This is a genomic window from Shewanella sp. H8 (genome assembly GCF_040285065.1).
Classification (GTDB): Bacteria; Pseudomonadota; Gammaproteobacteria; order Enterobacterales; family Shewanellaceae; genus Shewanella; species Shewanella polaris.
Window position 1 is genome coordinate 2,447,875 of sequence record NZ_CP157213.1, and the last position, 15,172, is coordinate 2,463,046.

Annotated in this window: 11 protein-coding genes; 1 reads left to right on the plus strand and 10 read right to left on the minus strand. The window is 39.7% G+C overall.

Annotated elements, in window-relative coordinates; all coding sequences use genetic code 11:
* Window positions 1-308 precede the first annotated feature (308 nt).
* The 10 genes from ABIS04_RS10600 to ABIS04_RS10645 form a co-directional block, all read right to left on the minus strand.
* Complete coding sequence (locus ABIS04_RS10600) at window positions 309-2,615, minus strand: RND family transporter (protein ID WP_140234347.1); 2,307 nt, start codon at window positions 2,613-2,615, stop codon at window positions 309-311.
* 49 nt (window positions 2,616-2,664) lie between these two features.
* Window positions 2,665-3,675: a YCF48-related protein gene (locus ABIS04_RS10605; RefSeq protein WP_350431038.1), complete on the minus strand. Its 1,011-nt coding sequence runs from the start codon at window positions 3,673-3,675 to the stop codon at window positions 2,665-2,667.
* A gap of 55 nt (window positions 3,676-3,730) precedes the next feature.
* Window positions 3,731-5,095, minus strand: a complete 1,365-nt coding sequence (locus tag ABIS04_RS10610) for a DUF1329 domain-containing protein (RefSeq protein WP_350431039.1) — start codon at window positions 5,093-5,095, stop codon at window positions 3,731-3,733.
* A gap of 13 nt (window positions 5,096-5,108) precedes the next feature.
* The gene (locus ABIS04_RS10615; RefSeq protein ID WP_350431040.1) at window positions 5,109-7,157 is read right to left on the minus strand and encodes a DUF1302 domain-containing protein; all 2,049 of its coding nucleotides are present in this window, start codon (window positions 7,155-7,157) and stop codon (window positions 5,109-5,111) included.
* A 315-nt stretch (window positions 7,158-7,472) separates the two neighbouring features.
* Window positions 7,473-7,688, minus strand: coding sequence for a DUF2835 domain-containing protein (locus ABIS04_RS10620; protein WP_350431041.1), 216 nt, complete (start codon window positions 7,686-7,688; stop codon window positions 7,473-7,475).
* A 90-nt stretch (window positions 7,689-7,778) separates the two neighbouring features.
* The gene (gene pepN / locus ABIS04_RS10625; RefSeq protein ID WP_350431042.1) at window positions 7,779-10,340 is read right to left on the minus strand and encodes an aminopeptidase N; all 2,562 of its coding nucleotides are present in this window, start codon (window positions 10,338-10,340) and stop codon (window positions 7,779-7,781) included.
* A gap of 129 nt (window positions 10,341-10,469) precedes the next feature.
* Window positions 10,470-12,521 (minus strand): carboxy terminal-processing peptidase, encoded by a 2,052-nt coding sequence (gene prc, locus ABIS04_RS10630; RefSeq protein WP_350431043.1) that lies wholly within the window; start codon window positions 12,519-12,521, stop codon window positions 10,470-10,472.
* 21 nt (window positions 12,522-12,542) lie between these two features.
* Window positions 12,543-13,154 carry an RNA chaperone ProQ gene (proQ, locus tag ABIS04_RS10635; RefSeq protein WP_350431044.1) on the minus strand — a complete coding sequence of 204 codons (612 nt, stop codon included), beginning with the start codon at window positions 13,152-13,154 and terminating at the stop codon, window positions 12,543-12,545.
* A gap of 278 nt (window positions 13,155-13,432) precedes the next feature.
* The gene (locus ABIS04_RS10640) at window positions 13,433-13,891 is read right to left on the minus strand and encodes a GAF domain-containing protein (RefSeq protein ID WP_350431045.1); all 459 of its coding nucleotides are present in this window, start codon (window positions 13,889-13,891) and stop codon (window positions 13,433-13,435) included.
* A gap of 50 nt (window positions 13,892-13,941) precedes the next feature.
* Window positions 13,942-14,235: a YebG family protein gene (locus ABIS04_RS10645; RefSeq protein ID WP_140234355.1), complete on the minus strand. Its 294-nt coding sequence runs from the start codon at window positions 14,233-14,235 to the stop codon at window positions 13,942-13,944.
* Window positions 14,236-14,448: 213 nt separating this feature from the next.
* On the opposite strand from ABIS04_RS10645, the gene ABIS04_RS10650 reads away from it, so the two are divergent.
* Window positions 14,449-15,075 (plus strand): paraquat-inducible protein A, encoded by a 627-nt coding sequence (locus ABIS04_RS10650; protein ID WP_350431046.1) that lies wholly within the window; start codon window positions 14,449-14,451, stop codon window positions 15,073-15,075.
* Window positions 15,076-15,172: the final 97 nt, after the last annotated feature.

Sequence of the window (15,172 nt, forward strand, 5' to 3'; positions counted from 1 at the left end):
GTCTAAGCAGCGCTCTTATCATTATATGGATGCTTCGGCTTGTCGATTCAGTAGGTCCGAGTCATTTGTGTCTATCACGTAAATAACTACGTTGCGTTTAACAAAAGAAACTCATATTTGAGATCTGGGCCAAAGTTTATTACTAAACTGCTGCTATATCGAGGAAAATTTTAGTGGTACATCCTCTCTAAATCCAGTCAACAGCATAGTTAAGTGTTTAAAATGACATTTAAGTCGTTTGTATAGATTAACTATGCAAAACAAAAAAGGGAGCTCAGCTCCCTTTTTTGTTTAATTACATGTTTTATCTACTTTTTTCGCCAGAACATAGCGGAAAGAGCCGGTAGAATAATAATTGCACCTAACATATTTACTAAAAACATAAAGGTGAGCAATATTCCCATGTCCATTTGGAACTTAAGGGCAGAGAAGAACCATGTGCTCACACCAATGGCCAACGTCAATCCAGTAAAGATAACGGCACTACCACGTTCAACCAATGCTTCAAAATACGCTTGTTGTACAGGCATACCGTTACTGAGTTTATTGGACATTGTCGACAAGATATAAATACCATAGTCAACACCGATACCAACACCTAAAGCAATAACGGGTAAGGTACTCACTGCTAGACCTATATCTAATAAAGTCATTAATGCTTGCGCTAAAGTTGATACCACATATAGAGGTATAATCACCGCAACTGTCGCTTTAAAGGATTTAAAGCTAATCAAACACAATACAAATACTGCCCCATAAACATACAACATCATAGGCAGTTGTGCTTCACTAACCGCTTCATTTGTTGCAGCCATAACACCTACGGGGCCAGAAGCTAACTTAAATTGTAGTGTGTCTGAATTAAATTGAGCAGCCATTGATTTAACTTTATCAACCACCACTTCTATTGTTTCGGCTTTGTGATCTTTTAAGAATAGATACACTGGCATCACAGAACAATTGCTATTTAGCAAACCAGAGGTTGTCGGTACTTGGCCAACAGCTTGTACCAAGCTCGCTGTATTACGCGGTAAAACTTCCCATTTAGGGTTACCTTCGTTAAAACCAGCATTCACTTTTTTTGCAATGGAAGCCAAACTCGCTGTTGACTCAACACCTGGTGTATTGGCCATCATCCATTCGAACTGATCTATTTGTGATAACACAGAATGATAAGTACAAGCTTCGGGGGTGGCTTCTACAATCACTGTCATCACGTCTGTCGTAATAGAAAAGTGATCGGTAATAAAGAAAGTGTCTTGGTTATAGCGAGAATCTTGATGCAGTGCTGGTGCTCCACCCTGTAAATCACCAATTTTCATTTTAGAAGCTTGTTGAAACCCAGCCACATAAAGAACGGCAGTCGAAACTAACACCACTACTGCATACTTTGGCGTGGCGAATTTAGACAAACTTCGCCAAAGGTTTTCAATCTTTTGGCGCTTCTCAGGATTGTCTTGTTTATTCGGTAATTCAAAATAAGAAATCACCAGTGGCAGCAATATAAGGTTGGTCAAAATAATGACTGCAACACCTAAAGATGCCGAAATAGCTAATTCACGAATGATACCAATGTCTATTGATAATAAGGTTAAGAAACCTACCGTATCAGACAGTAAAGCAACACCACCAGGCACTAATAAACTGCGAAAAGCTGAAGCCGCTGCTGCTTTGGTGGTTTGTCCATCAAGGACACGACGCCGTACAGCATTGATCATCTGTACCCCGTGACTGACACCAATGGCAAACACCAAAAATGGTACCAGAATCGACATGGGATCCAAACCAAAACCGATTACTGTGAGTAAACCTAATTGCCAACATACCGCCACTAAACTGCACATTAATGGCAATACAGTTAATATTATCGATTTTGAAAACAGGTACACCATCACGGTGGTAATGGCGATAGCTATCAAGAAGAACAACAGGACGCCTTTAGCCCCCTCTGCAACATCCCCTGCCATTTTGGCAAAGCCAATAATATGAATCTTAATTTGATCGTTTTCGAATTTACCGCGCAGCTCTTGCTCTAACTGATTAGCAAACGCAATAGTATCAATAGCTTCACCAGTCTGCGGGTCAAACTCCATTAACTGTGCTGACACCATGGCGGAGGTATAATCGTTACCAATCAGCCGACCGACTATGCCCGCTTTTTCAATATTATCGCGAACAATTTTAAGCCCGTAATCATCATTACGAAAATCAGCAGGGATAACAGGTCCGCCAGCAAAACCGTCTTCAACAACTTCGGTGAAGCGTGTAGAAGGAGAAAAAAGCGATTTAACCTGTGAGCGTTCAACTCCGGGAATAAAAAATAATTGATCGTGTACATTTTTCAATGCATCAAAAAATACCGGATTAAATATACTGCCACTGGTATCTTCTACTGCCACCATAATACTGTTTGCACCACCAAAATCTTTTTGATGTTTAGTATACGTTTGCATGTAAGAGTGGTTAAGTGGAATATTTTTACTAAAAGCCGCATCCATTTTTAATTGGCTGGCTTGGTACCCTAAAAAAATTGTGATAAAAATAAACGAAATGATGACCCATTTACGATTACGGAATAAATGAGATTCAAATCCATTGACCAGTTTTTCTAACATCTTTTCGGCCCTATTATTGTTGTTTTAATTTTCCAATCTAACCCGAAGGCTAATCAAGCTGGAACAGTCCCTTGGAACCGGCGAACCATAACTGGCCTTTACTGTCTTGAGCAATTGCGACTATATTTTCACCTTGACGTCTTGCAACAATGGTTGCTTTATCATTATCAACTGACAACACAATACCAGCGTTTCCAACGAGATAAAGGTCATTATTAGGTGTAATAAGTGCGCTATTGATTGATGATTCAACAGGTAGTTCTACTTCTTCCCATGCAGAAAGACTTAAGTCTGACTTAAAGACATGACCACGAAGCCCCATAACATAAACATCATCAGCAACAGAAATGGCATTGAACATAGATCCGTCATAGTCAAAGTTTGTTTTTGAGAATGTGTGGCCATTATCATCTGATACCGCCACCATACCAAGTTCTCCCACAAGCAATAGTCTTTTATCTTTAAGACGAATTAAACGATTAAAATGGGGTAACAATGACGCTCGTTCGGATAAATATAAGGCTTCATCTTCTCCTTTAAGCTCATTTAAATATGATATGTCTTCTTCAAAAAGTAACTCTTGGTGAAACTCTGTTTGCCATGTTTTACCACCATCAGCAGTGCGATAAAATAAACCATACGCACCTACCGCAATGCCATCAACAGCTGTGTAAAAACGTACATCAAAAAAAGGTTTTTCAATTTCAGGTGATTGCATTTGTATCGACCAAGTTAATCCACCGTCTTGAGTGTGAATTATGGTTGCATCATGTCCGACAGCCCAACCTTGTTTATCGTCGAAAAAAAATACCTTGGTTAATTGAGAAATAACAGGGGTTGCAACTTGATGCCATTGATTATTTTCTAGCAGAAGCACATCACCACGTTGGCCTACCGCAATCAGTTTGTCACCCGCATTGGTGATATCAAGCAATAAAGAGGATTGAGCTAAGGGTTGAATTTGAACAGAAAGTGGATCGAGTTGAGCATCTACTGAAGCAGTATATAAACATGCACTAATCCCAATCGCCACCGCACTGCGAAGCATGCTAAACGTCATACAAACTTCCTTTACAATATAGGGGCGCTAAGCGCCCCATTTTATTTATGGCTTATTAGCGAATACCAGCACGTCTTAATGCGTCTGGCGTAAAGTTAGACTCAGAAAGTGATGCATCAAAATTATACATCCGGCCTTCATTGTCTAGACCCATCGCTAAATAACGGCGAGATTGAAGATCATGGAATACTTCTAACGTACTCCAAAGAGCAGGCACTTCATAGTAATTGATAAGATGCGCAACACCGACACGATAAAGCTCATCGCGATTATCATAAATATCAGTTACCGCTATTTGCCAAGAATCTTCATCAATATAAAACACACGCGTTTTATAGGTATGACGCATGCCTTCTTTTAACGTTGCTTTAACTTCCCATACACGATGTTTTTCGTAACGAGCATATTCAGGGTTAATATGACCAGGTTTTAAAATCTGATCATACTTTAATGAATCTGAATGCAAGCGATAATCATTGTAAGGAATGTAAATTTCTTTTTTGCCTACTAATTCCCAGTTATAACGCATTGGAGAACCGTTAAACATATCAAAATCATCGGTAGTTCGTAAACCATCAGACACTGTACCAGGTGTATCAAAAGCAACGTTAGGTGCTTTACGAACACGACGCTGTCCAGTGTTGTAGGTCCATGCTTGGCGTGGAAGCGCCTCTTGATCCATGGTTTCTTTTACAAGAAGTGCAGTACCAGCTAGACGTGCTGGCTGAGTTACTACTTGTTTAAAATAAAACAAAGTATTTGTTTCTTTAAGCTTTTCTAAAGTCACCTCTGGACGAGAATATTCAAAGCGAATAGCTTCAGAATTCTCAACCAAAGTGTATGAACCATTAGACATAGGCGCGGCTTGGCTACGGTAGGTTTCTACATCCACTCCGCGATAACGTAAAATATGATTCCAAATGACTTCTAAACCATTATTAGGAATAGGAAATGGAACCCCAATTGTCGCACCAGAAATACCGTTACCTTCCGAAACTAATTCAGCTCTAACAGCATTGGCTTTAGTTGCATCATAGACATACTGAGGCACTGCAGCTGTTCTGCGACTTTCATAGACATTCATTTTGTAAGTGTCTGGGTATATTTCAAATAGCTTATTTTGCCCCGGCGTTAAGAAATCAGCATATTGTGTTTTATTAGCGTTAGAGATCGTAAATAACACTTTATCGCTAGGGAAAGGATCTGGGTGATGCATGCCTTTAGTGTAACCCGCAATCGGCTCACTAATCCCACCACTCCAAGCAGGGATAGAACCATCAGCATTGGCCGCTTTTTCCGCCCCTAAAGGCGTTAATGTTGTGCCTAATTTATCTGCATCAGCTTGTGATACTTTCGCCAGCGCAGCAGGTGCACCTAGTGCGATAATCACTGCTGCCGATAATATCGTCAGTTTTTTCATTATTATTATCCTTTTAAATCGAATACTTGACGTTAAAAGAGATGTAATCTCGGTCCGCCATAGCATTTGTTGTTCCTACGCCACCAAAGAAGCTGTTGTAAGAAATATCAGCGCCCCAACGACTTTGATAATCAAAGTTTACACCCAAGGCAACAGACTTTCTGCCCTCGGTAAACAAAAACATAGGATCCGGTGTAATACCATCAACGTCATGTGAGAAAATCACTCGTGGATACATGTTTACCCCAGCAAACACATTGTTAAAGTCAGCTTTAGCCACTAAACGATAACCCCAAGCGAAATCAGTTGGAAATGGATTTGTTTCTGGACCATTATGCAACGCTTCAATAATGCCGGTCATCTCTGGATTACCACCAGAACGAGCCGTACCGGGACCACTTAAGCGCAATTCGTCAAACCCTGGCATATCGTGGATCCACACACCACCCACTTCAGCAAGCATGGTTAAGTTATCTAAACCAAGCGTTGGACCAAATAAGTGAGTAAATGTCATCTGGGCTTGAGTGGTATCAGTAAGAATGAAACCATCTACCGTTTCACCAGGATCAGCAACATCCATCTGCGAAATGCCATCAAGATCTGGTCGAAGACCTGCATTAGCTAATTGCTGTGGCATTGCAGCAAACAACAACTCAACGTCATCGATTTGCAATGGTTCATCAACACGGTGAGATATTTCGCCGGCAACTGAGGTGTCACCTACTAACGTGTTAAAGCTAAAACCATATAACTGAATATCTTCAGGATATACAATTTGTGATTTAGTAAAGGTTTCCATGCTTAGCAACAAATCGCGGTCAATAACGCCACCACTTTGTGCTAAACGTCCATAATCACGACCAATCGCATCTGCTGTAAAGTTTGAAGCAGTTCCGCTAATGATAGGTCTGCGACTATGATAGTTCATGTAATAGAAACCGAACTCAGTTTCACCCAATTCTGGTGAGTAATAACCTAACTTCACACCAAATTGACCATCATCGCTCGGGTCTGCTGCATCTTGAACTAATGCAACCTTAGTAGAATAAGACAGCATATAAGCTGCATAATCCGAATTAAATCCGCTTGCAGCTGCGGCATCATATAGACGTGAATACTCTGAAATTAAGAAATCTTGATTGATATCTGGATTAGAGTTAAAGCCCAGTTGTGCATTTTGGTTATAACCACCGTAACCCGCAAAATCATTGGTTGCAAAGTTAGAACCTGGTGTAGGCACCCAAATTGGTTGCCAATCATATTGATAGAATGCTTCAAGGTTTAGATTTTCAGTTAACCCTAACGATGCCCACACCATACCTTGCGGTCGGAATGCTTCTTTAAGTTCAGCACCCGGAGCATTAAGAATGTTTAAGTCGACAGCATTAATGACAGCAATACCGTGAGATATGAGAGTGCTTTCCCCCCAAGAAACCACTTGGTTACCAACACGAACACTTAATGGGTTATCCCCATTATTTAAATCCCAATGACCATAGACAAATGCATCTAATAAGCGAATGTCTTTACATTGCACTTCTGACGCTTTGTCATCTTGACAAGGATCAAATTCTTTACCCGTTAATGGATCATTGAAACCGTAATCACCGTCATTGAGTTTACGGTCATAGAAATACATGCCGCGCATGAAAACACCGTAGTTTTCATATTTCAATGATAATTCGTGCAGCCCCTTAACAATCTCAGACGTCGTATCACCCTGCGCATACAATAAATTACTTAAATCATTGTTGCTTGAATAAGAACCCGGTTGAGCCCAAATTTCTGCAGATGTGTATTTGGTTGAGCCAAATGCACCACCAAATGCAGAATAACCAGACCAATCAAACTGTGGTTGGTTGACCTTACCTATCTGATCATTCCAATCACGATCAGCTACACGCCAACTCGCACCTGCGGTCCAAGTTGAGTCAAATGTGCCTCGCACATCGCCCCAATTAAAAGAAACGGCTGAGGCTGAAGTGCTCATCCCCAAACATAGTGCCGACACCACCCCCAAAGCGAGAGTCGACTTGTTAAATCTATTTTTAACAATATTCATTTTAGTTCATCTCCGTAGCCTGTTGGATTAGTTGTTATAAGAATTTAAACCAACATCTTGTTAGCCCACAGGCAACACTATTGTTACAGCATTTAACTATATTGAGCAAGGTCAAAAAAAGAAAATGTTTAAGAAAATTAACGGTATCGGGCTAAGTTCGATAAAATAAAATGGACTGGTATTTGAATTAATACTGGCAGGAAAATTACAATCATTACTCCATTAACTAAAGAAGTTTATTTTCATAGACTTATAAATGTTCATTAATTGTTAATTTACACACAACTAATCAATCGAACGTTTGAAGTAAATACTCTACAATTTATTAAGTGATTTGAAACTACCGTCTGAATTTAGTACTAATTTGAACCGTCCATTAATTCCTTGGGGGGTCAAATACGGTCTAAAATACTTACCATTGATGTGCAACACTCGCCCTTGATGGTCTCTAACTTGCACTTTCTCTGCAACTCCTTGGTAATAAGGTAGAAATGCATCATAACTAACGTTAAGAGAAAAAAATATATCCATAATTGATTCCATAAAAAGGAGAGCAAGCTCTCCTTTTTAACATGCTATATCACACAATTAATGACGTTAAATACGTCACTAATTAAATCATCATTCAGCCAACGATTTAGTCACTTTTTCATATAAATCTTTTGATAAATCAGGCAGTGATTTTAGCTCTACTAAACACTGTTTCATTAATTGCTGACGTTGTTGATCAAATTTCGAAAATTGAATTAATGGCGTAATCATTCGCGAAGCAACTTGTGGATTAGTCTTATTCAACTTAATCAAAATCTTGGTCAAATAACGATAACCTTCGCCATCAGCACGATGAAATTGATAGGTATTAGCCGCAACAAAAGCCCCTATTAATGATCTAATCCGGTTTGGGTTTGAAAAACTAAAACTTGGATGCTTAGTTAATGTTTTAACTTGATCTATTACATCATCACTATCTACTAAAGCTTGTAAAGTAAGCCATTTATCCATCACTAAAGGTGTTGATTCCCACATAGATTCAAAATCACTCAGTAACATAGGTAAACAACTTAATTGTCCAATTGCTGCGGCTTTCAAAGCACCTAAACTGTCAGTCATATTTTTTGCTGAATAGTATTGTTTCTGAACTAATGACTCATGAGCATCCGTCACTAAGCATAACAACGATAGAGCAACATTTTTAAATGCTCGTGCTCCAGGATTATTAATGATAATGAGTTCACGATAACGGACCAGTAATTCATCTTCACAAGCTGATGCAAGTTCTTCAACCACATACTCTCTGGCTTTAGCTAATGCATCTAAATCAACTTTATCTACCTGTTCAATTAAGGCTGAAGCCGAAGGAACAGACAGAATTTCAGCCACTAAGGCTTGATCAATATTGGCATCTAAAATGATCCCTCTGAATGCTTCTACAACACGTGGGTCAACCACCATTACCTGTTGCAACTGCAACTGAGCAACATTGTTCCATATGGTTTGACTCACTAACTGCACCGATGCTTCCCAACGAGCCACTTCACTAGAGGCATAACGCATAAGGTGCACAAGTTGATCTATGTTGAAATCATATACCAGTTTTACAGGAGCGGAGAAATCTTGTAATAACGATGGAATAGGCGCATTTTTAAGCCCGTCAAACACAAAGGTTTGGATACTTTTCGTTATATCAAGCACTTTATTAACAATGGATTGCCCTGTAATGTCCAGTAATTCAATGCTAAATGGAATGTGTAATACTTGGCCTTTAACACCCTTTGATACTACCTGCTGAGCGATAGTGAGATGATACTCACCCTTGTCTGCATCAAATCGGTCACTGACTGTCACGACGGGGGTTCCAGCTTGACTATACCAACGACGGAATAAGGTTAAATCCTTACCACTCGCATCTTGCATTGCATTGACAAAATCATCACAAGTCACAGCTTGACCATCATGACGTTCAAAATAGCACTTCATACCAGCTTGAAAACCATCTTCGCCTAAAATGGTGTGCATCATACGGATCACTTCCGCACCCTTGTCGTAGACAGTTACTGTGTAAAAATTGTTCATTTCAATCACGCTTTCGGGGCGAATTGGATGAGACATTGGTCCTGCATCTTCAGCAAACTGTTGGTTTTTCATCACACGAATAGCATGAATGCGATTTACCGCGCGAGACCCTACATCTGAGCTAAATTCTTGATCGCGAAAAACGGTTAAGCCTTCTTTTAAACTTAACTGAAACCAATCTCGACATGTTACTCGGTTACCCGTCCAGTTATGAAAGTACTCATGACCGACTACTGATTCAATACCGTGATAATCATCATCTGTGGCACTGGCTTTATCTGCAAGAACGTATTTGGTATTAAACACATTCAAGCCTTTATTTTCCATCGCGCCCATATTAAAAAAGTCGACAGCTACTATCATGTAAACATCAAGATCATATTCAAGACCGAAACGCGTTTCATCCCACTTCATCGCCTTTTTCAATGATGCCATAGCGTGATCAGCTTTGTGTAAGTTACCTTTATCAACAAAAACCTGCAGTTTAACTTCACGATCTGACATTGTGGTAAATGTATCGCTAAGTAAATCAAAATCACCCGCGACGAGTGCAAACAAATAGCTCGGCTTTGGAAACGGATCATGCCATTTTACAAAATGACGACCAGAACGAGGCATCTCGCCTTTATCAACCAAATTACCGTTACTTAACAAGAAAGGAAAAGCTTGCTTCTCTGCTTCAATCCGCACGGTATAAACAGCCAGAACATCAGGTCTATCAAGGAAATAAGTGATGCTGCGAAATCCTTCAGCTTCACACTGAGTACAATAAGCACCATCAGACATGTAAAGACCTTCAAGACTAGAGTTAGCCTCAGGGTCAAGCAGGGTCACTATTTCTAATTCAAAATCATTTTGGTCTGTATTAATAAGCAATTGATTATCATGTTGACGATAGTTAGCCGCCACACCATTAAGCTTAACTGAACTAAGCGAAAGTTGTTCACCATCAAGAACCAGCTCATGCTGATGTTCACCATTACGACGCACTGTACTGACAGCTGTCACTTTAGTATTTTTACCATCAAGAATAACGTTTAAATCAACATGGGTAATGGTAAATGCTGGTTTGGTATAATCTTTAAGATGTTTTTCTTGCGCTTGGTTCATACAGGATCCTTTGAGCGGTACTAATACCAATGTAAATAAAGTAATAAGCTTTAACTAATCGGTATTATTTTTAAGTATTGTGATTAAGAAAAAACGCGCCTTAAGCGCGTTTTTTAACAGAACAACTCATTACTTAGACGTTGTTTTAGCCAACTTTTCTGCATCAGCCATATCTAAAGTGATATCGGCGGTTTCATCCAAAAATGCATCAGGTAGCTTACTGTCATCGGTATCTTCAATATCATCTAAAGATTTCACGGCAGCTAAACCTTCATGAACACGACGAGCATTCGTTCGGTCTAGAGCACGCTTATCATCGTCTTCACGAGAAGCAATGCGCTCACTCTCAACAAGAGAGATAGTTTTGTCTTTATGATGTTTTTTAAATTCTTTAATATCTTGGTAAATATAACTAAATTCAACATCTTTACTGATGCGTTGTTTATGTTTTACATCCAAGTTTTCAATTAACGCAGGAGTAATATTCCCCAATGTAGTGTACTGAGCTACAGGTACCTTATCCCATGGAAGAGCATTTTTCTCTTCTGACTCACCGTATTCGCCAGGCTCTAACGCACTAGGTAAACGAATATCAGGTGTAACACCTTTTAGTTGAGTACTACCGCCGTTGATACGATAAAACTTAGCAATGGTGTATTGCACATGTCCGATTGGCTTTTCGTACATATCATAGATGCGACCTAAACTTTTATGCTGCTGAACAGTCCCTTTACCGTAGGTTGACTCACCAACGATAAGTGCACGATCATAATCTTGTAAAGCCGCAGCAAAAATCTCTGATGCTGATGCGCTATAACGATCAACCATCACAGTTAATGGGCCACTATAAGCACTAACGCCATCATTATCGCGATTTTGATTGATACCACCATTTGCATCACGAATTTGAACCACTGGGCCCATATCAATAAACAAACCAGTCAACAATGTAGCTTCAGTTAATGCCCCGCCACCGTTTCCGCGAAGATCAATAATAATGCCTTCAACCTTGTCTTTTTCGAGTTTAGTGATTTCTTTAGCCACATCTTGCGACAAATTCATATAAAACCCAGGTATCTGAATCACCCCGACTTTACGATTGGCATATTGGCCTTCTGTAGGTTCGATAACTTTTGATGTTGCTGCACGGTCTTCTAAACGGATTTTATCTCGAGTAATCACTAATTCAAAAGGTTTGGCATTCGCCCCCCCCTTTTTAGGCAAAATCTGCAAGACAACTTCACTGCCTTTTGGCCCTTTGATCAAATCAACAACATCATCTAAACGCCAACCAATCACATCAACTATGTCACCATCTTTTTGACCTACGCCGACAATTCTATCTTCAGGTGATAGTTTTTCACTGTTGGCAGCAGGCCCTCCAGCCACTAAACTTTTGATGACAGTGTAGTCATCATCCATCTGCAACACGGCGCCAATACCTTCAAGACTTAGGTTCATTTCCATTTGGAAACGTTCGGCATTGCGAGGAGATAAATAGCTTGTATGAGGTTCAACACTGCGAGCAAACGCATTCATCACAGTTTGAAATACATCTTCACTTTGAGTTTGGCTTAAGCGCTTAATAGCATTGTTATAACGCTTCTCGAGCACTTCAACAATTTCAGGCCACTTTTTACCCGTTAGTTTCAAGTTTAATGCATCGTATTTAACACGTTGACGCCAAAGCTCATTAACTTCTGCTTCATCCTTTGGCCATTGCGCATCTTTACGATCAAACTCATAAACATCGCCTGCTTTAGTAAAATCAAACTCTTTATCAAGCAAAGACAAGGCATAAGCAAAACGTTCATAACGACGCTTTTGCACCAAATCGTACATAGCAAATGCAGGGCTAATATCGCCTGTTTCAACCATGTCATCAAACTGTTTTTGGTACTGATCGAAGTTTGCAATGTCTGCCATAGTCAGCACATTACGACGATAATCCAGTTGTTCAAGAAAGCGGGCATAAATCTTTTCAGAAAAGGTATCATCAAGGTTAAAACGATGATAATGCGAGCGAGTAAACAAAGTTGTTACTCGCTTGCTAGCCACTTTATGCTGTGGCTCTTGTGCTAGTTTAGGTAACTCGCTGATTTGAATCGTTGGTGAAATTGCCCATGCCGAAAAGCCGACAAATAAACTGGCAATTGACGCGGCCAAAGTAAGTTTTCGCATCAACAAGTACTCCTTAAATTTCTATAACAATATGTGCTCAGCACGTACTTTGATGGATAGGCCAGTGTCTAGCTGAACATGCACATCTTCTTTATTAATATCAGTCACGACTCCAGGTACAGGTGTGGCGCCTAACTTAACATTAACACGTTGTTTGGGTTTCAAATCTTCAAGTTTAGCCGGTACAAGTTTAATGACCGGAGCCGCTACAGGTACTGGACGTTCTTTTTTAACAGCAGGAGCACGTTTCGGTGCAACTTTCTTAGCAGGCTTTTTAGGAGCCAAAGCTTGACGTTTGGCTTTAGCTTTATCTTGGCTTTCTTTAAGCGTCAAAATAGCATGGTCGATGTGCTCTTGTTCTAATTCAGCACATTCATTACCGTCAAGATCAATACGTTTAGCACCCGCTTTAACGCCTTTCAAATAACGCCAGCTGCTTGTGTAACGACGAAGCGCTACACGTAATTGTGTTTTACTGACTTTAGAATCATCAGCTAACCGTTCAGCCAAATCTTGAAACAAACCAATTTTTAATGGCTTAGTTTCACCTTCTGCAATAAAGCATAAAGGAAAGGTTTCATATAAATACGCTAATATTGCGTTGGTGTCGGTCAACTTGTCTGTTGATTCCATTTTTACTTCCACGTTAATAAAGGGACTGATTATGCGGCTTAAAATTTGCCATGCAGTCGTTCATCTTTCGTTAAACCTTAACCGTTAAGGCTCAACGTACAAAATATCACTATCCGCCAGTTAGCTAAAGTCATTGAAACAAACCTTAACAATTTAACCAAACTTACTCTCAGCTTAATCATCGCTCATCAGTAAATCCAGCACAAATGCGTATAGCGGCATATTATAAAGCCCACGGCAGCGAATGCGACCATGATTTAATCTAATTTGTTCGCTATTTAACCAAATAGGCAAGTTTCTAGACTTTTTACCATGTTTTCTAGGCCGATTTGATCATCTTGATCAAAACGATTCAATAATGGACTGTCAATATCTAACACTGCCACAACCTTATTGCCCTGTCTAACAGGAATTACAATTTCAGAATTACTCGCCGAATCGCATGCTATATGACCATCAAAATCATGAACGTCAGCAATTCGCTGGGTTTTATTTTCTGCAGCAGCAGTCCCACAAACACCTTTACCCATATTGATACGGGTACAAGCGACTTTACCTTGGAATGGACCAAGGACTAATTGCTCACCGCGCTTGATATAAAAACCAGCCCAGTTAAGGTCTTCCAGGTTGTCATTCAACAACGCTGAAAAATTAGCCATTGCCGCAATTAAATCATCTTCGCCTTCGAGTAAAGCTTGTGCTTGACGATTTAACGTTTGGTAAAATTCGGTTTTCATTTCCATTCCTTAAGCTGAACACTCACAAAAAGAGTGAGCTATTAACGTGCCTATTCGGCTGATGTATTTTTAGCGGTCACTTTCTTGCTTTTTGCCGCAGGAGCGTTTTTAACCTGTACGATACCTTTTAGCAAGTTAGAAAGCTCATCTTTATGGTTTGCTAGGTAAAATGCCAACTGTTCGCATTTATTTTCATCAAGTCCGAGGTCTGCCTTAGCGATAAAAGGCACTAGATTATCGGAAATATCAAGCATCTTATCGTAGGCATCTGCCTCTTTCTTCGATATAAATGTCATCTTTTCCACCCCTTCTCTGACCACGACAAACTGGGTTATCACTGCCATGATGTAATCCTCACTGTTTTTATATACAGTGTATAGAATCTCACATAGTTAACTTATGATGCAAGTGTTCTGGTTATTCTGATATTATCAAGTGAAGAAAATTGAGACTTTTTAACAATTGATACATTTATTTACCAATATAAGGCAAAGCAGAGAGGCTTAACTCTTCGCTCCCCCAATAATGCGTTTCAATATGGATTAGATTAATTCTACATGCATGAACTAGATGACCATGATTCAATAATTTTATGCCAATCATGTGATTTGGTAGTGAGGAGACGAGCTTTGCCCTCAAGTGCTAGAGCGTTGTGCCCACGCTGCCACACTGCATTATATGACGCTCCTTATTGCTCAATTAATGGCATGTTGGCATTGTGTATCGCGGCGCTGATTATTTTTATACCCGCTAATTTATTACCTGTACTTGAAATTCATTTTCTTGGTAGCGTGCGAACGACAACCGTATTGCAGGCTGCTATTACAGTGTGGTTAGAAGGATATTGGGTTGTAGGTTTAGCGGTAATGGTCGCGGCGGTTATCGCACCTGGACTCTTAATATTATCGATTCTAACCCAAGTGCTCATTGTAAAATTAAAGCTTCATAGTTCATTTTGGCAAAGAACTTACAGTACACTTTTAAAAAATCATGGTTTAATATCACAAATGACCATGTTAGAAATTTATGTCATCAGCTTTTTAGTATCTGCATTTCAACTTTCTGATTTTTCGGATGTTTATTTCGGAATGGGCACCTTGTGTTTTACCATGTTGTTTATCATAATTTTATTCTTACAACGTGAATATAACCTAGAACACATGTGGAGCTATGTTGATGCCTAATCATCCAACCACCATTGCAGGTGAAATCACAAAATGCAGTGCAGAGACCGTTGAGAATACGAACGACGATGCGACAAAGAAGACCCCATCGAATTTT

What these genes read in the sequence shown, in the direction of transcription:
- pepN (WP_350431042.1), bottom strand. Translation starts at nt 10,340, where the DNA reads ATGAACCAAGCGCAAGAAAAACATCTTAAAGATTATACCAAACCAGCA.
- ABIS04_RS10620 (WP_350431041.1), bottom strand. Translation starts at nt 7,688, where the DNA reads ATGGATATATTTTTTTCTCTTAACGTTAGTTATGATGCATTTCTACCT.
- ABIS04_RS10650 (WP_350431046.1), top strand. Translation starts at nt 14,449, where the DNA reads ATGCATGAACTAGATGACCATGATTCAATAATTTTATGCCAATCATGT.
- ABIS04_RS10640 (WP_350431045.1), bottom strand. Translation starts at nt 13,891, where the DNA reads ATGAAAACCGAATTTTACCAAACGTTAAATCGTCAAGCACAAGCTTTA.
- ABIS04_RS10615 (WP_350431040.1), bottom strand. Translation starts at nt 7,157, where the DNA reads ATGAATATTGTTAAAAATAGATTTAACAAGTCGACTCTCGCTTTGGGG.
- proQ (WP_350431044.1), bottom strand. Translation starts at nt 13,154, where the DNA reads ATGGAATCAACAGACAAGTTGACCGACACCAACGCAATATTAGCGTAT.
- ABIS04_RS10610 (WP_350431039.1), bottom strand. Translation starts at nt 5,095, where the DNA reads ATGAAAAAACTGACGATATTATCGGCAGCAGTGATTATCGCACTAGGT.
- ABIS04_RS10645 (WP_140234355.1), bottom strand. Translation starts at nt 14,235, where the DNA reads ATGGCAGTGATAACCCAGTTTGTCGTGGTCAGAGAAGGGGTGGAAAAG.
- ABIS04_RS10605 (WP_350431038.1), bottom strand. Translation starts at nt 3,675, where the DNA reads ATGACGTTTAGCATGCTTCGCAGTGCGGTGGCGATTGGGATTAGTGCA.
- ABIS04_RS10600 (WP_140234347.1), bottom strand. Translation starts at nt 2,615, where the DNA reads ATGTTAGAAAAACTGGTCAATGGATTTGAATCTCATTTATTCCGTAAT.
- prc (WP_350431043.1), bottom strand. Translation starts at nt 12,521, where the DNA reads ATGCGAAAACTTACTTTGGCCGCGTCAATTGCCAGTTTATTTGTCGGC.